The organism is Carboxylicivirga caseinilyticus (genome assembly GCF_050589785.1).
GTDB lineage: Bacteria > Bacteroidota > Bacteroidia > Bacteroidales > Marinilabiliaceae > Carboxylicivirga > Carboxylicivirga caseinilyticus.
Map to the genome: position 1 here is coordinate 29,242 of NZ_JBNGOX010000020.1, position 24,750 is coordinate 53,991.

The following is a 24,750-nucleotide window of genomic DNA, read 5'->3' on the forward strand; positions in this document are numbered from 1 at the left end:
TAAGCAGATTGGATTAATAACTAAAACCCAATTTATTCAAACCAGATTGCACATCTGAATCCTGCATAAACATATCCCACAATAACCCGGATCGGTAGTTTTCGATCATTAAAATAATTGGTCCCTGGTCAATTGCAAGAAACGAACTGGCAGTCCATTGCTCAGTAATGTTAAAAGCATCATAAAAACCATATTCTCCCCACAATTTATCTCCCATTATGTAATAGAAGTGTTTTAAGGCTTCCATCGATTCATCAGGTGTATATGGGAAAGATGACAAAGCCGCTGTTGGAGTGATAACACCTAAATCGTTGGTTGGTGAATGTGCGGAGTATCCACTGTGATTATCACTGGCTGTAAGTCCCCAACAATCTTGCTTATAACCAACGAAACGACCAGGATTATCAATGCAATAACTACTATTAATCAGCGTGTGAGCCCTGTTTTGTTCCCAATAGTTTGCATATTGATCTGATAGATTCCTGGGATCGAGTCCTAGAAATGAATAATGAGCGAAAAATAAAGGTCCACAGTAATCTCTATTTCCCAATGGCAATGTAATGTCATAAAAAGTATTTCCGTTTACCATATTCCCATTTCGGGCCCAGCCTTCATCGTACACAATTTTACTAATTGAATGAGTAGGAGAAGATGCTGCTAAAACATAAACTATCAATGCCTCATTCCAGCCGCTAACTTTCATATTTTTATCAAAGTCGTAATTAGGCGACCAATGCCATGTAATAGAATTTTCTCCCTGAGTATACCAATCCCATTCAACTTCTTCCCATAAAGTAGTAATTATATCAATTATACTTTTCTCAGTTGGATTAGTGCTATCCAGATAGTGTTTAACAGCCAGTAAGCCCTGAATCATGAATGCAGTTTCCACAATGTCTCCACCATCATCATCTGAACTAAAAGGGATTGTTTCACCTGTATCACCATCCATCCAATGTGGCCATACGCCATGCCAACGATCAGCCTGATAAAGAAAATCTACGATTTTTTTCAAACGGGTCACTCCTTCTGTCCTGGTAATAAAACCACGTTCGATTCCTACTAATATTGACATAACACCAAAACCTGAACCTCCTATTGTTACTACTCTTGATGAAGTATTTCGTTCACGTGTCAGACCCGAAGTAGGATGTGCAAAATCCCAGAAATACTTAAATGTTTGTTGCTGAACAAGAGTTAATAACTCATTGTCTGTTATCTCAGGAAATTTCAGACTCGCATCCACTTCCGTATAAAATTCCAGACTTAGTCCATCGAACGGACGCCCGATTCGGTTTTCTATTGATGATAAAATATTGAAAGAATATTTTGTATATCCATCCAACGCATTGTTTGCTGTAAACAAAATCACATTCGCACTCGATTGTGTCAAGGTATATCCTTGAGTTAAGTTACCTGAAGTCAATGTTGAATAATCGTTGATATCCTTCACATCAACAGGTGTATCAAATTGTAATTCTATGGTTGTGGTTCTGCTCACATCAAATATTCTGGACATTGGATTTACCTCTGTTCCATCCATTCTTATCATCTCCAAGACTAACGGACTAATAAGCGTTGTAAAGGAATATTGAACTTCTTCAAATGCTTCATTTTCTGCTCCTGTCAGATCATCACTTATAATTAATTGATAAGTAGTGTTTTGATCTAATTGATCATGATTCAACTTTATCAATTGATTGGAATTGAAAAATGTTAAGGTTAAAGCTATCTCTTCATTGTTATCATTCAACAATGCAATACTTTCTTGAGCTGAAGAAGGATTGACAGGTTTATTAAAGCGTATTTGAATAACTTCATCTATAGGTAAATCTTCATTTAATTCTGTTTCCGAAAGTTCTGTATCACCAATATATACATAGTTGATTTCAATGCTTTCTTTTGGAGAATCATTGGTTGATTGATCCTTACCACATGAAAACATAAATAATATAACAAAGGCTGATAGTATGAATTTCATTAAACAGATATTTTGGGAAGATTAAAGGACATTTGATTTATAATGACCCGTTACCCTATGATAACGGGTCATTATTGGTGTTCATCATTATTAATTATAAACCATCAGCACGCATTAGAGCAACCTCTTCTGCTGATAAGGCCTTATCGAATAAATACAATTCATCCATCATACTTTCATCAGAATTGTGTCCCCAACCAGTAAATCGTGGAGCTCCTGACATAATGGAAAGTATATTGCAACCCGTCCAGTCAATGCCTGTAAAATCGCCTTGTTTAACTTCTACTCCGTCGATATACACCTTAGCTTCGGTAGTACTAATTGCAAAGGCAAAATGAACCCAGTTACCCGTTGCTGGATCAACATCAGCTGCAGATCCACCATCAAACCAGGAGTCTGCGGTACCATTACCTGCATTAAGTTTAAATCGTTGCATACCTCCGCTTGCTTCTCGGAAGAAACGGAAACCACTTGTTCGATCATTTTGAGCATCCGGATTAGCTGTATCCTCTGGTCCCATTGTCAGAATACCAGCTCTGTCAGGAGTAGCATTGATATTCATCCAGAAGCTAGCACTAAATTCTGAACCTTGCACTGCTATATCATCTGTCGAAAAAGTTAAATAGGAACTTGTTGCTCCAACATAGGCATCACCATCAACCCCACTTCCATAGTCGAATGAAGGTGAACCAACCACTGTAGCTTCCACACCTGTTAATAATTCCTTATAGTCGCCATTAAAATCCATGTAGAAGGTAGCCTTTTCCTTCAACATAATAGTTTGGATTTCAGCCTGTGTTAAAGCTTTGTTGAACAATCGTAATTCATCCATTGCACTGCCATCAGAGTAATGACTCCAACCAGTCCAGTTAGGTTCACCAGACATAATGGAAATTTCTTCACAATCAGTCCAGTCGACACCACTAAATGCGCCCTGTTTTACAACTTCTCCATTGATGTAAACAACACCTTCTGTACCTGATAAGGTAAAAGCAAAGTGTGTCCATTCGCCGGTATTAGGTGTAACATCTGCAGCTGATCCACCATCAAACCATGAATCCGCAGTACCATTACCTGCATTTAATTTGAATCGTTGCATATCACCACTGGCTTCGCGGAAGAATCGGAAACCTTTGGTTCTGTCATTATTAGTGTCTGATGGAGGAGTAACAACCAATATACCCGCTCGATCCATACTATTATCAATCTTCAACCAGAAACTGGCACTAACTTCGGTTGCACCTTCAAGAGCAGATACCGGGAATGTTAAATATGAATCAGCAGCACCCTGATAAGCTGTTCCACCTTGAATACCCCCTGTAAAACCAGGTAAACCAAATGAAGACGCCAACTCAAGAGAATTCATTTCACGATACTCGTTATTAAAAGGCATATAGAATATCTCTCCATCATACAATGGTACATATGGTGGTGATTTTGCAAAATTCACATCCAAAGTAGATGTTTGTCCTTCTAAATCGGTGGCTTCTATTGTAAGAACATGACTTCCTGTGGTAACATTATCATATGTGTATTTTTCCAGGAAGACTCTATAATCTTTAAATTCCGCATAACTGCTAATTTCTGTGCCATCTACCTTTAATGCCACTGATTTGATTTCAATATCATCTCTTACTTCAAAATCAATGGTCATCGTAGCAATGGCAGCGTTTGTCTGAAGTTCGTACCCTTCGGGTGGAAAATTAACAGTTATCTGTGGAGCTGACTCATCAGCGCCCGGGTCAACCTTTGATATATCATCAATAAACCCATCCTTACAAGCATTAACAAACAAAAGGGTCAATGCAAGAATCATTAATTTACTATATGTTTTCATGTTAATTCAGTTTAATTAGATTCCGTCTCCCAATTGTGGTAATTCTGCAACCTGATCGGCAGGGAATGGCAAATAAGCCTTGTCCATGGTAAATGTTTTACCTTCATGAGTTAACTCAGCCACATTTTCGGTACGAACCATATCGTAATAACGGGTTCCCCATTCCATGGCAAGCTCAGCAAATTTTTCATCCAAAACATTTTTTGTTGTCACACCCGACAAATCAGTTAATCCGGCTCTTTCGCGCACCAGGTTAACAGCATCATCAGCAGTAAGTGATAATGATGTAGTAGCTCCTCTTGTTAGTGCTTCAGCATACATCAATAACATTTCAGCATATCTGATAACAATGAAGTTTTTATTACTACCCTGAGAAGTTCGTCCATCAATCAATTCGGTTGATGGTTGAATATGTTTACCGCTAGCAAAATTCATACGCGCATTATCATTGAATATATCCCCTTCGCGGTTAACATTCGAGATCCATTCCGGAATAGATCCATATTGATCCTGAATTTCAGTTATTCCTGAAGGAGTAAACACCACACTGGTTTCCAAACGAACAGTTTCTCCTCTGTCCAACATAAATTTGATATATTTTAATGTTGGTTCATAAAATCCCCAGCCAGAACTTGCACCTGTTACAACTGGCGTCCAATTTGTACCGAATGGAGCATATAAGAATGAAAAACGATCACCTTCGCTTTGATTAAAGTCTGAATATTGGAACTCCAATATATTTTCATCATCTAATTTGCCGGCTTGTTTAAATAGGTGATAATAATCGTCAGACAATTCAAATTCACCAGAGTTTATTATTTGAGAAGTTGCACTTACTACTCCCTGATAATCTTTCATCTCCTGATAAGCCAAAGCTTGAATAGCATAAGCTGTATAAGTTGTCATACCACCTTTAATATCACTTCGCTTATTAGGATGTGTGTCCGGCAAATAAGGGATTGCCTCATCCATCTGATCAACAATATATTGCATTACCTGGTTAAGATTACTCAAAGGAGTTGCCTGAATATTACTTAACTCGTCAATCACTATACAGCCTCCGAAAGTGCGGGCAATATTGAGATATAAATAAGCTCTGATCACTTTACATTCTGCAATGTATTGATCAGCTAATGCATCGTTTGCAGCAGCTGGCCGGTATTTTTCAATTTCCTCCATTGCTGTAAATACATTAATTATATCGTTATAGTGTAATTGCCAAACTGAATTAGGATTCCAATGACTGGCTAGATATTTAAACTCATCCTGCTCCTGCATTGGCACCTGATCTCCAGCAGCATTCACATCGTCACCTCTTATGCCTAATGTCAAAGGTTCTTCCCATGAACGGGTATATAATCCATAATAGGCACCCAGTAAAGGGAGTACCATGTTATCACCAATAGTGTAATCAACATCACTTGTAAAGGCTTCATCTTCGAAAGGCTCATTTAATTTGTCTTCACAACCAAAAAGCAATGTCAATATTAACGCACCAATTACAAAAGGTGTGAAATACTTATATATCTTGTTTACTTTCATCATGGTAGATTTTAGAATTTAAGATTTAGTCCAATTGTATAAACAGAAGGAATTGGATAGAACTGACGATCAATTCCATTAGGAACCTCAGGATTAAATCCATTGTAATTAAACATTGTCAATGGTCTTTCTGCAGTTACAAATACAACTGCATCGGGCATTCCCGGACCAATTATGGAAGATCCCTTAAGTTTGTATGCTAACCTTACATTTTGAATTCTGAAGAAAGAACCATCTTCAACCAGATAGTCGCTAAAATTTTGGTTCCATCCTCTTCTCAAACCAGATGCCGAAGGATATTTATTGGAAGTTCCATCTCCGTTCCATAGATTATTGGCCAATTCAGCATCAATGTTTGTATCGTTTGTCCAGATAATTTCCCCTCTCTTTCTGTTCAGAATTTTGTTTCCACTTTGCCCCATTATATTCATCGAGAATTCAAGATTCTTGTAGCTTAATCCCAATACTCCACCATAAGTTAAATTTGGGAAATATGAACCTAAGAATACCTTATCATCGTCATCAATAATATTATTGCCATCCTGATCAACAAATCTTAGATCCCCGGGAACAAGGCTGTTATCCTGTGCAACCTGATCATTATCTATCTCACCTTGATTTTGATAAACACCCGCTACTTCGTAACCATAAAATGATAAAAGAGGCTCACCTATTTGAGATCTTTGACGAAACTCTGCAGAACCTCCATTTAGGTATTCCTGTCCGTATAGATCACGCACTTCGTTTTTAAGCGTAGCAAAATTAAATCCTAGTGTATATTTCAGATCACTGGTTATCTTTCCATTCCAGTTAACTGCCATTTCTAAACCAGAATTACGGATTACACCTACATTCTTCAAAACACTTCCAGACTGAAGCTTTAAACTCACAGGAATAGCAGCATTTTCTGTATCTCTTACATAATAATCAGCCTCAATATCCAGCTTATTTCCAAATAAGGTAGCATTTAAACCAATGTTGGTTCCGGTAACAGTTTCCCATCCCAGGTAACCAAATGTACTTGTTGTGGTGGTAGCATCAACCTGTGTGTCATCTATTGCCAGGTAAACCGGATTGGTTGTATTGGCTCCATCCTGACGGGCAATTTTATCGTTACCTAAGCGCCCCCAACCTCCTCTTAATTTGAAATAATCAATAAAATTAGCTCCATCCATAAATGATTCCTCAGAAACCACCCATCCTAAACCAAATGCAGGGAAAGTACCCCATTTTTCTTGATACTTTGAAGTTCCTTCTCTTCTCAATGTAAAATATGCAAGATATTTGCTCTTGTAATTATATGAAGCACGACCAAAATATGAAATACCGTAAATTCGCTCAGCATTATCCTCAACAGATTTTGATGTTTCTGACTGTGACTGACCTATGTACCATGAATTTTCATTCAATGGAATATCCTGTGCATATCCCTGCAGATAATCATACCATTCGTCGCGATAGGAAGTACCCAACATTAAACTGATGTTATGAGCTCCGAAACTATCATTATAAGTCAGAACATTGTCAAGAAACTGATTGGTGTCAGATGACTTATAAGAAGAAATGCTTGAAAGTTCTCGGTTAGTATCATTTGTTACATAGTAAGGTAATCCTACATTACGGCTTTTTAAATCCATTATGTACAAACTATAAGTAGTTTTTAGATTCAGCTTATTAGGAATCAGAGTAATATCTGTATAAATACCCGTTAAAACTTTTCTGATATTTTGTCGATTACTCATATAATCCAGATTTAAGAATGGATTTTGAGAACCTCGGTAACCAATTAATTGAGCACTTGAGTACATACTTGCATTTGACATACCAGCGTCCATTAACTTATCATAGTTTTCCATGTCGTATTTAGGTAGTATTGGTACAGCATGATAAGCACTAAACCATGCGCCATCATCAGCAATATACTTTGTACCATTACTAACATTTACATTCATACCAGCCTTCAGCCAGTTATTTACTTCGTGATCAAAGTTTCCTCTGATATTTAATCTCTCATACGAGTTTTTGGCTGTTTCAAGCAAACCTTGTTGCTCATAATAACTTACGCCTAAAGAATAAGTGGTTGCTTCCGATCCACCTGTCATACTAATTGAATGGTTCTGCTGACGAGCTGTTTTTTTCATTATCTCGGCATACCAATCTGTATTTACATCAGGTACGTTAGGATTAATTCTGCTTCTTCCATAACGTTGCATGGCATTTTCAATAAACTGAATATCAGCTGCAGATCCTGTTTGATTAATATATTCCACAAACTGTTCAGCATTTGCCATTTGAAGAACATTTTGTGGAACCTGCACTCCAATGTAACCTTCGTAAGTAACAGTAGCTTTTTTGCTTACACCACCTTTTTTAGTAGTAATCAACACTACACCATTTGCGGCCCTTACTCCATAAATAGCTGAAGCAGAAGCATCTTTAAGCACCGATAAACTTTCAATGTCTGATGGATTCAGGAAATCAATATTATCAAAATACATTCCATCCACTACATATAAAGGTTGTGAATTACTACTGGATGGATAAGAACCAATACCTCTGATTCGAACTGTGGGTTCTGTTCCGGGAGCACCGGCATTAATAATCTGCATACCGGCAACCTTACCTTGTAGTGCCTGCATTGTTTGCCCGTTTGGACTTTTAACCAGTTCTTCTGACTTAACTGTAGTAATTGCTGATGTAAGATCCTTTACCCTTTGAGTACCATAACCTACTACAACTACTTCATCAACCAGTTGATTTGATTCTTCGAAAACAACATTTATTTCTGTTCTGCCTGCCACAGGTATTTCCTGTGTATCAAAACCAATGAAGCTATAAACTATTATATCATCAGATGTGGCTTCAATAGTATAAAAACCTTCCAGATCGGTTATAGTTCCTGAGGATGAACCCTTAACAACTATTGAAACACCTGGGATTCCCAAATTATCTGTTCCGGTAACTTTACCTTTTACATTCAGTTGTTGCTGTGCAAAAATTAAAGTCGAAACTAACAATAGAGAAATAACAAAAAGAGTTTTTTTCATGATGTTAGATTTATTAGTTCGCTGGTTCAAAATTAAAGAGGCGATTGTTGCAAGTAAAATAATAGTATACACGACAAACTCTCAATGTTAAAAAGTGCTAATTTTCTTTTTCACAATTACCTCACCAATTCAAAACATTTTATTGCAAAACATTATATACCTGATAGATATAATTTTCATTTTTTAACATTTAACTATTTGCAAATGTTAAAATATTTCACAAATAATGAGTTGAATACTTTAAAAAAGCCCCTAATTACAGCCATATTATTCTTTTAAATCATCTCAATTTGTGAATAATTCTTAATTTTAGAGCATATTTGTTGAAACAAATAACCAAACAGCACATCTAAGTTTTTTTTAAGTAATCAATATTTAAGTTGTATGATTAAATTAAATTTAATCTTTAGGAGAGTAATACTTATCATCTTTCTTATTTTACTTAATTACCAATTCATTCTTACTGCCCAAACAAACAGAAGCTTTTCAAAAAAAGAGTATCATGCAGCAAGCCAAAACTGGTCTGTTGGTTTTGATAATAATGGCTATGCTTATTTCTGTAACAGTACCGCATTATTACAATTTGACGGAGTGACATGGAAATCTTATCCTTCACCCAACAGTACAATTATCAGAGCTGTTGCCATAGATAAAAACAACCGCATATACACAGGTGGTTATAGAGAGCTCGGATATTGGGAGAATAATGGAAATAATGAACTTACTTATTATTCATTAACGCACCTTGTTGAAAAGCAATTTACCAACAATGAAGAGTTTTGGAGTATCTTTATCACAGATGAATCTGTTATATTTCATTCCTTTTCTAAAATATACATTTATAAAAATGATACCTTCTCAATTATTCAACCTGGTGGTTTTATAAATTTTGCAACCAAGGTAAATAATTCTGTTTATATAGCTATTCTCAATCAAGGTATTTACAGATTAAATAATCAACAACTCACTCCACTAATTACTGATGACTTTTTAAAAAGTAAGTTAATCAGGTTCCTTGCTCACGATCGTGAATTGGATGTTTACTATGTAGGTACTGAATCTGACGGTCTTTTCAGTTATAATGAGGAAACTAAAAAAATAGAAATAACAAGCACAAGCATTCAGCCATTTCTAATTAAAAATCAGATTAATAAAGGAATTTTAAATCATAATGGTGATTTTATATTAGGAACCATTTTAGATGGGGTGATTTCTTTTAATAAAAATGGAAAAGTCATATTTCATTACAATAAAGAAAATGGATTACAAAGCAACACCGTTTTAGGTATTGTAATGGATAATCTTAGTAATATATGGTTGGCTTTAGATAACGGCATCGAGTTTATTCCCGGATCATTTGATGGTAAAAAAAGATTTTTCTATTCTGAAGAATTAGGAGCCGTATATAGTGCTGCATTGTATAATAATCAATTATATATTGGTACAAACCAGGGTTTATACACTACTCCGTGGAATAGTAAGGATGAAAAATTTGAACTCTTAGATAATACGCAAGGTCAAATATGGGATTGTAATGTAATTGATAACAAGTTATTCGTTGGTCATAATTCCGGCACCTTCATGATTGAGAATAATAAAATGGAGACCATCTCAAATTATGCAGGTGCTTATTCAATAACCCGTCATCCTCAAAATCCTGATATTCTAATTCAAGGTACATACAATGATTTAATTGTATATAAAAGAACAAATGGAGAATGGCATTTCTCCAATACAATTAAGGGTTTCAATAATTTAATTCGTTTTGTTGAATTTGATCACCTTGGAAATTTATGGGCAAGTCACAATTATAGAGGCGTTTATAAATTGAGATTAAATGAAACATTAGACAGCATAATATCCATCAGACATTACGAAAAAATAGATACAAATAATAAAAACATCAGAAATCCAAAGGCTTTCAAAGTTGAGGGCAGAATTGTAATTACATCTGGTGAAGATATATATACCTACGATGATTTGAATGATACCATTATATTATACAATGATTTTAATAATAAACTGGGAGATTTTAAATCATCCCACAGGATAATTCCTGCCGGCAAACATAAATACTGGTTTATCAATAAACAAGGTATGGCATGCTTTGATATTAGGCCGGATGATATTCGTCTTTTAAAAATGTATCCGAATGCAGTTTTTCAGGATCATTTGATTCCAACCCATGAAAATGTTATTCAGTTTAATGATTCTAGCATACTTGTTAGCATGGAGAACGGTTATGCTTTACTTAATCCACTTAGTAAATCTGAAGGGGATGAAGTAAGTAATTTCGTACCAATATTAAGAGAAGCCAAATGTGATGATGGAAAAAAAGAGATTGTTAGTCTTAATGTCTCAGAAACATCATATTCATTACCCAACAGATTAAATAACATCACTTTCCGATATTCATTTCCAATAATAAATGGAGATCCTACACAATTTCAATATAAAATTGAAGGTTTATCTAACGAATGGTCTGTACTTACAGATGAGCCAATATTCGAAATAAGAAGGATTCCGCCAGGTGAATATACAATATTGGTAAGAGCCATAAACAATTGGAATAAATACTCTAAAACCAGTGAATTACATTTTAAAATTAATCATCCCTGGTATCAATCATGGCAGGCAATCACGATGTATTTTATTCTTATTAGCATTTTATTTGGATTGTCAAGACGAATTACCACCCGAAAAATAAAACTAAAAGAGAGGCGAAAAAGAGAAGAAAAGGAAAAAGAACTCATTAAACTTAGAAACGAAAAATTAAGAGATGAATTGTCTCATAAAAGTCAGCAACTGGCGGGTTCAACCATGGGAATTATAAAGAAAAACGAGTTTTTAATGTCATTAAAAGCAAAAATTAAAAAGCAAAAAGATGCATTAGGGACCCGTTATCCAGATAAGTATTATCAGGAATTAATTAATAAGATTGATGAGAATATTTCAGGGCAGGATGACTGGCACATCTTCGAAGCAAATTTTGAACAGGCACATGAAACCTTTCTGAAAACATTAAAAGCTAATTACCCAGAACTGACACCAAGTGATTTAAGATTATGTGCATATCTTAGAATTAATTTAACATCAAAAGACATTGCACCTTTACTAGGAATCTCTGTTAGAGGAGTTGAGAATCACCGGTATCGTTTGCGAAAAAAATTAGGATTAGAAGGTGATGAAAATTTAGTTGATTTCATTATTAATGTTTAATTTCGCCATTGAATACATCCAGCCCAATAAAACCATTCATTGACCTAAAAACTAAGTACTTAAAAACAATAACTAAAATAATTTAGAATGTAATTGCATTGTAATCAATTATCGTTTCACAATCAATTAACTTATTTAATACTAATTAACTACATATTATTAACTATTTAAATAATTCTCAAAGTATTTTTGTATTCGGAATTTTTACCCTGTTATGAAAGCTAAAACGGATTATATATTATTCCCTGAGTGTAAACTTGTTGTAGAATTGTACCAAGGTTCAATTTATGTTGACGATATTCTGCAACTAAAATTACGAAGTGCACAGGACAAAAACTACCAGCCCGATTTTAGTGTTATCATGGATTTCAGACCTGCTACGATAGTTGGTGGTTCTATTGAAGTTAATGAATACGTTACCAAATTAAAACAATTGCCAACAATTCTCGGTGAAAGGTACGTATCTGTTCTTACCAGTAAACCCAATGAAGTCGTTGTTGCTACTTTATTCGAATTATTTAATCGGGAACTACCAATTGTTTCCAAGATATTCTCAACTCAGGATGCTGCCATAAACTGGCTGTCAAATGTTAATTCAGGAATAATTAACTGTTATAAGAATTTAGATAAACTACAGGAGATTCTTACTAAGCAGGCTCATTTAGCAACAGAATAAACCTTCTTTTTTTTCTTTTTCAGAATTTACATCAGTATTTTGATCAAATTCTTTCAAGTGTTCTCAGTCTGATATTTTACTTTCTGATATTTCTTTTTCAAAATAAAATGCAGTAGCAAATTATTAATTTGCTAGTGTTATGTATTCATATTGTGCATATTGTCTTTCAATATAAATATCATCTATGCGGTCATTAATATTATCTATTTGATTTATGACGATCATTATTCTAGTTTTGCTGATGTAAAAAGAACGAAACAAATAGTATTAATATTAAAACATTGAAATTATGTCACAAATTGGAAAAGAGATTGTAGATTTTAAGGTACAAGCTTACGTAAACGAGGATTTTAAAACAGTATCAAAAGAAGATGTACTTGGGAAATGGTCAATCTTTTTCTTCTATCCTGCCGATTTTACTTTTGTATGTCCAACTGAGTTAGAAGACCTGGCAAATAAATACGATGAGTTTGCTGCAACTGGTACTGAAATTTATTCTGTTTCAACAGATACTCATTTTGTACACAAAGCATGGCACGATACATCTGATACAATCAAAAAGATTAAATATCCTATGTTAGCCGATCCAACCGGAGTTCTTTCTCGTGGATTTGATGTTATGATTGAAGAAGCTGGTTTGGCCGAAAGAGGAACTTTTATTGTTAATCCACAGGGAGAAATAGTTGCTTACGAAGTAGTTGCCGGAAATGTTGGTCGTAATGCAGATGAACTATTACGTCGATTGAAAGCTTTGCAGTTTGTTGCAGAACATCCAGCTGAAGTTTGTCCGGCTAAATGGGAAGAAGGCGCTAAAACTTTGGAACCAAGTATTGACCTAGTTGGTAAAATCTAATTTTTTAAGAAATTAAGTTACCTATATAATTATCAGGCTCCACTCCTATCAACTAAAAATGAGTGGAGCCTCTTTTTAAGAACCCCGACCATCACCAATAAAATATAAGATTATGTTAGAACAAACTATAAAAGACCAGGTACGATCATTATTCAGTAACCTTAAAAACAAGTATACTTTTGCCATTACTGTTTCAGATGACCACAAAAGTAAAAATGAATTAGTTTCATTGCTTGAAGATGTTGCATCGTGCTCAGATAATGTTAATGTTAAAATAGATTCAGGTGATGGGTTGTCTTTTACGATATTAAAAAATGACAAAACAACCAATGTAATATTTAGGGCTGTTCCTAATGGTCATGAGTTTACAACTTTATTATTGGCTGTTCTGAATCAGGATGGCATAGGTAAAAACTTACCTGATGAAATTCTTACTCAACGCATTAATAATATCAATCAGAAGGTTGAATTAAAAAGCTATATTTCTCTAACCTGTACGAATTGTCCAGACGTTGTTCAGGCCTTAAATATAATGGCTTTCAACAATCCTTATATTTCGCATGAAATAATTGATGGATCGATCAATCAGGAGGAAGTAGACCGATTGGGTATACAAGCTGTACCTACCGTTTATGCAAACGGCGAACAACTGCATGTGGGTCGCTCAACTATGATTGAATTGATTTCTAAAATTGAAAATCAACTTGGAACCGAATTTAAGCCAACAAGTGAAGTTAAAAAAGAATATGATGTAGTTGTTGTGGGTGGTGGACCGGCAGGTGCTTCTGCAGCTATTTACTCAGCGCGTAAAGGTTTTAAAGTTGCATTGGTTGCCGAGAAAATTGGAGGCCAGGTAACCGAAACGGTTGCTATCGAAAATATGATTTCGGTACCTAAAACTACAGGTAGTGAATTAGCCGGAAATTTAATTCAGCATCTTAACGATTACCCGATAGACATATTAGAAAACCGACTTATAGAAAAAATTGAACTGGAGAACGGTATTAAAAAATTAACCTCTTCATTAGGAGAAAGCCTAACAACTCCTGCATTAATAATTGCTACAGGCGCCAGTTGGCGTAAACTGGGTATACCAGGAGAAACAGAGTACATCGGTTCCGGAGTAGCCTTTTGTACCCATTGCGACGGTCCTTTCTACAAGAATAAGAAGGTTGTTGTAATTGGCGGCGGTAACTCAGGATTAGAAGCTGCAATTGATCTTTCTTCCATTGCGAAAGATGTTACTGTTCTTGAATTCATGGATTCCTTAAAAGGTGATCAGGTATTACAGGATAAGTTGGCAGGATTGCCTAATGTAAAAATTGTTACCAATGCTCAAACTCTGGCCATAGACGGAGACGGTAGTAAGGTAAATGCTTTAAAATATAAAAACAGAACAACTGAGAAGGAAGAAACTATTTCAACCGATGGAGTATTCGTACAAATAGGTTTGCAGGCCAATAGTAAGGTATTTGCCGATCTAGTTGAAACCAATCGTATGGGTGAAATTGAAATAGATGCACACTGTAGAACAAAACAAGCGGGAATTTATGCAGCAGGCGATGTGTCGGTTGTTCCTTACAAACAAATTGTAATTGCTATGGGTGAAGGCTCAAAAGCAGCATTATCAGCGTTTGAAGACAATATTAAAGGAAAATTAATCGCGAATTAATACTATCTTTTTTATATACTCAGGTTCATTGCTTTTAAGTGATGAACCTTTTTTTGTTTTATCCACTATACATTTTCATACCTTTGATATATCTCACAATTAATTGAAGAAGGAATGACAAGAGCTCAGAAATCAGTGTTACTGGTTGCCATAATTACTTCGTTTATGGGACCATTTTTGATCTCATCTGTTAATATTGCCTTACCAATTATTGAGAAACAATTACAATTGAATGCCGTTTCGTTAAGCTGGGTTATTACTTCTTTTTTGCTATCATCAGGAATTTTCCTGCTTCCGGCAGGTAAATGGGCAGATTTTTTAGGTCATAAAAAAATATTTAAAGCAGGAACAGTGCTTTTTCTGGTTTTTACACTCCTTTGTAGTTTTTCAACCAATGGTAACATTCTTATAATAGTTCGATTTATACAAGGTATTGGGGCATCATTATTAATGGCAACAAGCCCGGCCATATTGGTTCGTGAATTTCCAAAAGAAAAAAGAGGGGCAGTATTGGGAATTACAGTTGCTGCTGTATATGTAGGATTAGCTGTTGGGCCGACTGCAGGAGGATTTATCACCTTTTATTGGGGATGGCAGGCTATATTTTTGCTTTCTTCATTAATAGGATTAGTAGTAATGATTGTGGCTTTTAAATATTTGGGATCTGACAAACTTCAGTCTGACAAAAAATCCCTTGATTATAAAGGTGCAATAATTTATGCCATAGGCTTATCAGCTCTTGTATACGGATCATCTGTTATTAAAGAATATAGTGGTCAAATTATTGTTTTGAGTGGTATAGTGCTAATGTTTCTTTTCATATGGCAACAAAGTAAGTCATCAGATGCTTTCTTTCCGGTTAAGGAGTTCAAAATAAATCGTTTGTTTACCTATTCTAATCTGGCAGCTTTAATTAATTACAGTGCGACATTTGCTATTGTATTCTTAATGAGTTTATTTCTACAAAAAGCACTTGATTTAAATCCTAGAACTGCTGGAAGTATATTGATTGCTCAACCCATTGTAATGGCAGTTCTTTCACCAATTGCCGGTAAACTATCGGATAAGTACGAACCTCGTTACCTTGCTTCAGCCGGAATGTTTATATGTAGTTTAGGTTTAGGACTTTTCGCTACTCTTAATGAAAACAGCTCTTTATATTTTATTATTATTAATCTGGCGTTTATTGGATTAGGTTTTGCATTGTTCTCCTCACCAAATATGAATACCATAATGAGTTCAGTAAGTAAGGAGAAGGCAGGAATGGCAAGTGGTATTTCTGCAACCATGCGTGTTTTAGGTCAGATTTTAAGTATGACAATAGCTACTGCATTATTTGCCGTTTATTTCGATAAAAAATCAATTGATACAATTGATATCAACACTTTTGTAAAAGGAATGAAAATCTTATTTCTAATATTCTCTTTACTTTGTTTCAGTGGTATTTATTTTTCGTTAAACAGGGGAAAACTATATTAATTTATAAGTCTTTATATCAAGAAATTCTTAAACATATTTTCTCACCTCATTTTTTAACACCTCTTATTGCCATCGCTTTCAAAGGGTCTTCTGGCCATTCGTGTTTTGGATAACGGGCTCGCAGTTCTTTTCTAACTTCAAAATAAGCATTGCTCCAGAAACTTTCTAAATCACCTGTTATCTGAACAGGTTTAAAACCTGGTGACAAAAGGTGCATTAATACTTTGTTTTTTCCATTATTAATGACTGGTGTTGTCATCATACCAAATACTTCCTGCAATCGTACTGCCAATACAGGTGTATTGCCATTATCAAAATACTGCAGTTTAATTTTGGATCCACTAGGCACTGTAATTCGTTCTGGAGCTAATATATCCAACTGTTGCTGTAAATCATGAGATAAATAATGCTGAAGCACTTCCTTCAGATTAATTTTCTTCAAATCTTCTGGCCGCTTTACATTATTCAGATAAGGAGCCAACCATTCGGCACAAGTGGCAATTATTTCATCATTGGAAACATCCGGCCAGTTTTGATCTCCATTCCAGACACGCAGGCTTAATACCCTGTTTTGCCATTGAACTACTTCTTTATTAAAATCAAGCAGACTAATTCCTTCTTTTTTAATGGCATCACATATAGCCTCTATTTTGGCATTCTCAGAATAATCAGTCAATGGTTTACTTTGTAAAATAATACTACCTATTCGCAACTCATTTACAGCTTTAAAACCTCCATCTTTTGTATCCCAGTAAACCCGATCAACGTTTTTCACCATTGTAATCAGATCTCGCGGATTTAGTGGAGAAGCCAGAAATATTCTTCCGACTCCTTCTGTTGCATTCAGGTTAGCAATTGCAAGCCATTCTTCGTGTGCCAAATCATCTTCATGTCCCGCTGCTGCTATTCTACCGTTGGCTAATTTAAACTGGGCATTATTACCCGGTTTACAATGAGCGATCCGCTCAGGATAGGTAAAAGCAAGTAATAATCCTGTTTCAAAAGGATCAAAATCACCATTGTCAACCTCACAATTGAGCATTTTTCTGTATTGAAGTGATATTTGCTCAATTCGTTTTAGCTTGTTATTCTTAAGATTTCCACTTCGATATCTTCGTAATGCTTCAACTCTCAGATTAATGTCAATTCCTGCTTCTTTCCCCAATGGATCACGTTCTTCCAGCACTGCAGCCAAATCTACAGCCAAATCTACAGCCAAAGAACTCAAACCTTCTTCACTCGCTTTTAGTAACATATGCGCTATGCGGGGATGAGATGGAATAGTACTTAATTGCTTCCCATGTTCAGTAATGGTATTATTTTCCAATGCATCAATCTGATGAAGCACATTCTTAGCTTGTCTGACATGACCTTTAGGTGGCAAGGTTAACCAGTTTAGTGACTCTATATCAGCCACACCCCATTTGGCAAGATCAAGCATTAAAGATGCCAAATCAGCATCTTCAATTTCAGGTTTTTGATGCTCTGTTTTTTGATGATGACTAGCGTTGGTCCACATCCGATAACACACACCAGGACCTAATCGCCCAGCTCGTCCGGCACGTTGATCAGCTGAATCTTTTGTTATTTCAATAGTTTCCAACCTTGATAAGCCAGATCGACTATCGAAACGCAAAGTTCTGCCAAAACCAGAATCAACTACGACCTTTACACCTTCTATTGTCAAGCTGGTTTCGGCTATTGAAGTAGCCAATACAATCTTTCTTCTACCCTGTCGATCAGGCATTATAGCAGCATATTGCTTAGAAATATTTAATTGCCCGAATAATTTATGAATTTGAGTATTTCCAACTTTACCTTTTAGGAGTGATTCACATTTCTTAATTTCTCCTTCACCTGGTAAAAACACAAGAATATCGCCATCCTGCTCATTTAAAGCTCTGGATACGATCCTTGCCGTCAATTCAGGAATCATATACATATCTGAGTCTCCTGTGTATTTTATTTCAACAGGATATTGACGTCCTTCGCTTTTTACAACCTTACTGTTAAGTAAATGAGTTAAATTATTAACATCCAGTGTTGCCGACATCACTATAATTCGCAAATCATTTCGTAGAACCTGTTGTGATTCCAATGAAAGTGCCAATGCCAGGTCTCCAAATAAATTACGCTCGTGAAATTCATCAAAAATTACTAATCCAATATCTTCAATAGCATTATCACTTTGAAGCATTCGGGTAAGTATTCCTTCTGTAACAACTTCTATTCTTGTTTTATTACTAACAACATTATCAAATCGAATTCGATATCCCACAGTTTCTCCTACCTTCTCTCCTATTAAGTCTGACATGCGAGAAGCAATTCCTCTTGCTGCCAAACGGCGGGGTTCAAGCACTATAATCTTTTTATCCTTTAACCAAGGCTGATCAAGCAAAGCTAAAGGAACAATGGTACTTTTTCCAGTCCCGGGAGGTGCATGAATAATTAATCGATTATCATTTACAAGTACTTCGCTTATTTCAGATAATACTTCAACAATAGGTAATTCTATTTTAGATAAATCAAACTTCAACTCTGTCATTTTAAATTTGAGCAAGAATGCAAAGATAACTGAATTCTGTCACTACAAAACACAAAAAAAGCGCCTGGAGAATCCAAGCGCTTTGATAAATATTTTTTATGCTTTTATTCAGCTTTCTTCAACTCTTCGCAACGAGCTTTGATAGTAGGAGCATTTTTTTCTCCTTTATAAATTGATAATACTTCATCACATTTAGCAATTGCTTCATCACATAATGCTACTGATTCAGATTTAAGTGTAGCCCATTGATCAGCATTATCAGATGTTCTTGCATTTAATTTTGCCTGAGCACTTGCATATAATTCGTTTGCCTTTGAAACCAATGGTTTAACTAAATCTTTTTTGATTGCAGTTGTGTATTTACTTGTTGGGAATTTTTCGATAGACTCATCACTTAACTTCTTCATCTCCGCTTCATTTCCCTGTGCATCATAGATTTTGTAACAATAATAATTACAAGCGTCAGCTTTATAATCTAATCCTTTAGCTTGTAAATAATACTTTATTGCTTTATCATTTGCTTTTGTTTTGTATGCACATGTAGCTGCATTATACACCATGGCTGCGTCCATTTCCTCTTCCCAAGATGCAATTGCTTGTTCGTATAAACCAAGGGCTGTTTTGTAATCTTTTGCTTTTAGTGCCTCATTTCCTTCGTTTTTTAGCTCAGCAGCAGATTTGTCCTGAGCAGTTACTCCAACAAACATCAACATCAAAAAGGATAAAGTTGCTAAATACCTCATAATAATAAACTTTTAATCTTTATTTAATAGATTTGATTCATTTCAATGCCCGTAAAAATAGTTTTTTTTTGAAAAACACTAATATTTATAGGGCATTTTCTTTAAAGTTGATTATTTACAAACATTCAGAAGAAACGATTTGAACGATTCAAAATCTTCTGATAGTTCTTCCACATCTTTCTTACCAGCTAGAAAAGCCTTTAATCGATCTGGCTGCTCAACTTTTTGTTTTATTATTTCCTCTACCGTTTCGGGAAACTTTGCTGGATGAGCAGTTGCAAGAAACATACCAAACTCTCCTTCATCCAAAAGTTCTGTCAAAGATTTATAACCTATCGCTCCGTGAGGATCCAATATGTAATCATTATCTGTAAACACTTTTTCAATCATTGCAAAGATATCCTCATTCGGACAAACATAGCCTGTAATTACATTTTTGATTCCTTCCAGTTTCTTATCGAACAAATCCTGAATTCGCACAAAGTTACTTGGATCGCCTACATCCATAGCGTTTGCTGGGGTTGATATACTTTTTGCAGGTGAATATATACCTGAATACAGGTATTTGGGAACAATATCATTAATGTTGGTAGCAGCAATAAAATGTTTAACCGGCAAACCCATTTTATAGGCAATAATTCCGGCAGTAAGGTTTCCAAAGTTTCCACTTGGAACAGAAACTATAATATCTTTTTTACCTTGTTTTACGGCTTGTGCATATCCATAAAAATAATAAACCATTTGTGGTAAGAAACGGGCCAGATTAATTGAATTTGCAGATGTAAGTACCAGTTTATTTTGCAAATCTTCATCCATGAAAGCTGACTTAACCAAACGCTGACAATCATCAAAAGTACCATCAATTTCAATTGCTGTAATGTTTTGCCCCAGAGTTGTAAATTGCTTTTCCTGTACTTCAGACACTAATCCTTTAGGATATAGAACATATACATCAACTCCATCAACACCCAGGAAACCATTGGCCACGGCACTACCCGTATCACCTGATGTTGCAACCAGTACATTAATATGATGTTCCATACCACGTGTAAACTGGGCCATTACCCTTGCCAGGAATCTGGCACCTATGTCTTTAAAAGCAAGTGTTGGTCCATGAAAAAGTTCCAGTGAAGAGATATTTTCACTAACCTTCTGTAAAGGAATAGGAAAATTAAAGGCTTCCTTTGTTAATTCTTTAAACTCTCCTTCTGGAATAGTCGGACAAAAATAAGGTTTAAGCACATGGTACCCTATTTCACCTAAATTCATATTTGGCAAATCGATCCAAAAACTTTCAGGCAAAACAGGAATTTCCTCGGGCATATACAAACCCTTATCAGGTGCCAATCCGTTAATTACGGCATTTTTTAAATCACTTTTATGCGATACGTTATTGGTACTATAAAATTGCATATCCAATTTTTTACTGCTTTAACAACTAACTATTTACTTCCAGATAAAAACACTTTCATAAATTCGGTTTGATCTAAAAAGCCTACATCACCTTTCTTAACCGATTCTTCATCATATTCCTGCACCAAATCAGGCTCATTGCCTGGACGATAGATCATAAATGGTACAAAGTCACGTGTATGTGTTCTTATTTCACAAGGTGTTGGGTGATCTGGTAACATAGCAATGCTTAATTCATCTTTATGCTTAGCCAAATACTCCAAAGCTGGTTTTACAACCAATTGATCAATATCCTCAAGAGTCTTAATCTTTAATTCAACATCACCTTCATGTCCGGCTTCGTCGGGTGCTTCGATGTGAAGAAATACGTAATCATTACTTTCAAGAGCATTTAAAGCAGCCTCGGCTTTACCTGAATAGTTTGTATTAAATAGACCTGTTGCCCCTTCAACAAAAACAGATTGAAGTCCTCCCAGTTTACCCAAACCATGGATCAAATCAACAGCCGAAATAACAACACCACTTTCAAGTCCATAAAGCTCCTTTAGAGTTGGCATGCTAGGTTTAAAACCGGCAGACCACGGCCAAATCATATTAGCTATTGCCTTTCCATTTTCTTTTCTCTTTTGATTAACCGGATGATTTTCTAGAACGCTTTTTGATTTAAACATCAACTCTCGTAACAAATCAGCTGTTTCATGTCCTTCAGCAGGAGTTGGTAATATTTTATCAATTTTTTCACCAGGAACATCATGAGGTGGAATACAATTTAATCCATTCTTCCCTCCCTTGATAATCATAACATGACGATAACTTACCCCTGCATAAAAACTGACTCTGTCATCACTCATCTTATCATTCAATTCGTCAATCAGTTCTTTAGCTTCCTCTGTGGTAATATGTCCTGCAGAATGATTCAACAGAATACCATTTTCCTCACTCACCAAATTACACCGGAAAACCAGATCATCCTCAGAGAATTCAATTCCAAGAGCTGCAGCTTCCAATACTCCTCTACCCTGATAATATTTGGCAGCATCGTATCCCATTATGGTCATATTTGCTACTTCAGAACCAGGATGAAGTGAATCGGGCACTGTTTTTAAGAATCCAGTTCTTGAAATCTTACATAACTGGTCAATATGTGGTGTTTTGGCTGCCATCATCGGTGTTTTTCCGCCCAATCTTTCTATAGGGCGATCAGCAAAACCATCAGCCAGAATTACTAAATATTTCATAGATTAATGTTTTTCATTTGTTTGTTAAGATGCAGCTTTAATGCATAACTAACCCTAAAAATCAGGGAATTGTTTAAAGGTTAACAACTTTAATTATATCTGCAAAAACACCTGCCGCAGTAACATCTGCACCCGCACCATAACCTTTTATTTCCATCGGATGATCGTAATAATAATCGGTACGTAACATTATTTTGTTATTACTGTCTTCAAGCTGATAGAACGGATGACTGGCATCCACCTCAATAAATCCAACTTTTGCCTTACCTTCTTTTAATGAAGCTGCATATCGTAAGATCATTCCTCTACTCTCAGCCTCTTTTCTTTTTTGCTCGAAAGCCTCATCATAGTCTTTTAAACGAGCCATGAATTGCTCAACCGATTCATCTGTAAAGAATTCCTGTGGAAGAAATGGGGTAATATCAATATGCTTTTCTTCCAACGGATACTCACACTCACGTGCTAGAATTAACAATTTTCGCAACACATCTTTACCAATTAAATCGATACGTGGATCTGGTTCGCTATAACCTTTTTCTTTGGCTTCCTGAACAACCTCAGATAATTTTCTTTCGGCAGACACATTATTGACAATATAATTCAGTGTACCTGATAATACGGCTTCCAACTGAAGAATCTTATCTCCACTTTGTATCATACTATTAATCGTATTGATAATTGGTAATCCAGCACCAACATTTGTTTCAAACAGGTACTTTACTCCTTTTTGAACAGCAGTTGTCTTCAGCTTTTTATACGTTTCGTAATCAGAAGAACTGGCTATTTTATTTGCGGTAACCACCGAAACATTATTCTGAAGTAATTTTAAATAATGTTGTGCAACTTGTGGGCTGGCAGAACAGTCAACAAAAACACTATTAGACATGTTGTTTTCAATTATCTGATCAACAAACTGAGCAATATTGCCAGGACTAGCCTCTTTCAAAACTTCTAATGCAGATTCAAGATCCAAACCTCTATCTTTAAAAATCATTTGTCTTGAATTGGCAATACCGGCAACACGAATGCTTAAACGTTCCACTTTAAGCAATCTTTCTGCCTGGCGTTCGATCTTTTTTAAGAGACTTTTTCCAACTGTTCCAACACCAGCTAGGTAAAGGTGAATTGCCTGATACTGGCTAAGGAAGAACGTTTCATGCACAACGTTAAGCGCCTTTCTTAAATCATCCTGATGAACAACAAAGGATACATTTAACTCTGAAGCACCCTGAGCTATTGCATATACATTGATACCGTTCTTTCCTACATCATTAAACAATTTACCTGAAACACCGGAAGTATGCTTCATTCCCTCTCCCACTATGGCAACTACTGCCATATTACTATCTACCAGTACTCCGTTTATTTGTTTACGACTAATCTCTTTTTCAAATTCATTTACCAAAGCCATTTTTGCTATTTCAGCCTCGGTTGAATTAATAACAACTGAAATACTGCTTTCGCTTGATGCCTGAGAAATAAGAATGATGTTAACGTTTTCAGAAGCTAATGCTTTAAACATTCTCATAGAAATACCCGAAACACCAATCATACCATTACCTTGAAGAGTTAAAAGACTCACATCTTTGATCGATGATAATCCTTTTACTTTTCTTTCTTCATCGGTATTTTTATCTATTAAAGTTCCCGGTGCCTCTGGATTAAAGGTATTTTTAATTAATATCGGAATTTGCTTTTGAAGCGCTGGTATAATAGTTGGAGGATAGATTACTTTTGCTCCAAAATGTGATAACTCCATTGCTTCGGCATAGCTCAGATGATCCAAACAATATGCACGTTTTATCACTCTTGGATCGGCAGACATAAAACCATCCACATCAGTCCATATCTCCAATATTTCAGCATCTAATCCGGCAGCTAATAAAGCGGCAGAATAATCTGAACCTCCTCGACCTAAAGTGGTATTATCTGCGTGCTCATCACTGGCAATAAATCCTGGAAAAACAGCAACTTCTGGCAAACTAAACTTTAGTTCACCGATATTTTGCATGGTTTCGTTGATTTTCACAACATGGCCACGACCGTTTATCTCTGTTTTAATAAACTTACGACTATCAAATAATTTAGCTTCCGTAATTAAATATGAGATAATATTTGAAGATAACCTTTCACCACAACCTGAAATGGTATCGTAACTTTTCGTACTTAGTTCACCCGTTAAGCTTACACCTTTTAATAACTGCTCCAACTCTTTCCAAATTACACTCAGGTCTTCCTGAAGTATAACTTCTACAGAAGGAGTAAACAGTTCCGATATAATCTTATTATGTTTTTCTTTTAAATAACTTAATACATCCTGATATGCTTCGCCTTTAACCGCTTTTTTGGATGCATTAATTAGTTCATCTGTTACACCGCCTACTGCCGAAACTACAACGACCTTGGGACCTTGTATCTTTTCAACAATACGCTTAACACTTAGCATAGCTACAGATGAACCCATTGAGGTACCTCCAAACTTAAGTACTTTCATATTTATAAGTA

Annotated in this window: 14 protein-coding genes; 5 read left to right on the top strand and 9 right to left on the bottom strand. The window is 35.5% G+C overall.

The window, feature by feature from the left end; translation table 11 throughout:
- Positions 1-13: 13 nt before the first annotated feature.
- The 4 genes from ACRD62_RS11675 to ACRD62_RS11690 all read right to left on the bottom strand — a co-directional run bounded on the left by ACRD62_RS11675 (position 14) and on the right by ACRD62_RS11690 (position 8,407).
- Entirely contained in the window at positions 14-1,981 is a 1,968-nt protein-coding gene (locus ACRD62_RS11675) for a glucoamylase family protein (RefSeq protein ID WP_430820291.1), read from the bottom strand.
- A gap of 94 nt (positions 1,982-2,075) precedes the next feature.
- Positions 2,076-3,818 (bottom strand): LamG domain-containing protein, encoded by a 1,743-nt coding sequence (locus tag ACRD62_RS11680; protein WP_430820292.1) that lies wholly within the window; start codon positions 3,816-3,818, stop codon positions 2,076-2,078.
- 15 nt (positions 3,819-3,833) lie between these two features.
- Positions 3,834-5,363: a RagB/SusD family nutrient uptake outer membrane protein gene (locus ACRD62_RS11685; protein WP_430820293.1), complete on the bottom strand. Its 1,530-nt coding sequence runs from the start codon at positions 5,361-5,363 to the stop codon at positions 3,834-3,836.
- 8 nt (positions 5,364-5,371) lie between these two features.
- Complete coding sequence (locus tag ACRD62_RS11690; protein WP_430820294.1) at positions 5,372-8,407, bottom strand: SusC/RagA family TonB-linked outer membrane protein; 3,036 nt, start codon at positions 8,405-8,407, stop codon at positions 5,372-5,374.
- A 384-nt stretch (positions 8,408-8,791) separates the two neighbouring features.
- On the opposite strand from ACRD62_RS11690, the gene ACRD62_RS11695 reads away from it, so the two are divergent.
- From ACRD62_RS11695 to ACRD62_RS11715, 5 genes are all read left to right on the top strand, one after another.
- The gene (locus tag ACRD62_RS11695) at positions 8,792-11,626 is read left to right on the top strand and encodes a triple tyrosine motif-containing protein (RefSeq protein WP_430820295.1); all 2,835 of its coding nucleotides are present in this window, start codon (positions 8,792-8,794) and stop codon (positions 11,624-11,626) included.
- A 214-nt stretch (positions 11,627-11,840) separates the two neighbouring features.
- The gene (locus ACRD62_RS11700) at positions 11,841-12,302 is read left to right on the top strand and encodes a hypothetical protein (protein WP_430820296.1); all 462 of its coding nucleotides are present in this window, start codon (positions 11,841-11,843) and stop codon (positions 12,300-12,302) included.
- A gap of 289 nt (positions 12,303-12,591) precedes the next feature.
- Positions 12,592-13,155 (top strand): alkyl hydroperoxide reductase subunit C, encoded by a 564-nt coding sequence (gene ahpC, locus ACRD62_RS11705; protein ID WP_430820297.1) that lies wholly within the window; start codon positions 12,592-12,594, stop codon positions 13,153-13,155.
- 112 nt (positions 13,156-13,267) lie between these two features.
- Positions 13,268-14,827 (top strand): alkyl hydroperoxide reductase subunit F, encoded by a 1,560-nt coding sequence (ahpF, locus tag ACRD62_RS11710; RefSeq protein ID WP_430820298.1) that lies wholly within the window; start codon positions 13,268-13,270, stop codon positions 14,825-14,827.
- Positions 14,828-14,941: 114 nt separating this feature from the next.
- Positions 14,942-16,306 carry an MFS transporter gene (locus ACRD62_RS11715; protein ID WP_430820299.1) on the top strand — a complete coding sequence of 455 codons (1,365 nt, stop codon included), beginning with the start codon at positions 14,942-14,944 and terminating at the stop codon, positions 16,304-16,306.
- A 46-nt stretch (positions 16,307-16,352) separates the two neighbouring features.
- On the opposite strand, the gene hrpB is transcribed toward ACRD62_RS11715, so the two are convergent.
- From hrpB to thrA, 5 genes are all read right to left on the bottom strand, one after another.
- The gene (gene hrpB, locus ACRD62_RS11720) at positions 16,353-18,851 is read right to left on the bottom strand and encodes an ATP-dependent helicase HrpB (RefSeq protein ID WP_430820300.1); all 2,499 of its coding nucleotides are present in this window, start codon (positions 18,849-18,851) and stop codon (positions 16,353-16,355) included.
- A 104-nt stretch (positions 18,852-18,955) separates the two neighbouring features.
- Positions 18,956-19,594: a tetratricopeptide repeat protein gene (locus ACRD62_RS11725; protein ID WP_430820301.1), complete on the bottom strand. Its 639-nt coding sequence runs from the start codon at positions 19,592-19,594 to the stop codon at positions 18,956-18,958.
- A 111-nt stretch (positions 19,595-19,705) separates the two neighbouring features.
- The gene (gene thrC / locus ACRD62_RS11730) at positions 19,706-21,007 is read right to left on the bottom strand and encodes a threonine synthase (RefSeq protein ID WP_430820302.1); all 1,302 of its coding nucleotides are present in this window, start codon (positions 21,005-21,007) and stop codon (positions 19,706-19,708) included.
- 29 nt (positions 21,008-21,036) lie between these two features.
- On the bottom strand, positions 21,037-22,245 hold the full coding sequence (locus ACRD62_RS11735; protein WP_430820303.1) for a cofactor-independent phosphoglycerate mutase: 1,209 nt from the start codon (positions 22,243-22,245) through the stop codon (positions 21,037-21,039).
- Between the two features lie 73 nt (positions 22,246-22,318).
- Positions 22,319-24,739, bottom strand: a complete 2,421-nt coding sequence (gene thrA / locus ACRD62_RS11740) for a bifunctional aspartate kinase/homoserine dehydrogenase I (protein WP_430820304.1) — start codon at positions 24,737-24,739, stop codon at positions 22,319-22,321.
- Positions 24,740-24,750: the final 11 nt, after the last annotated feature.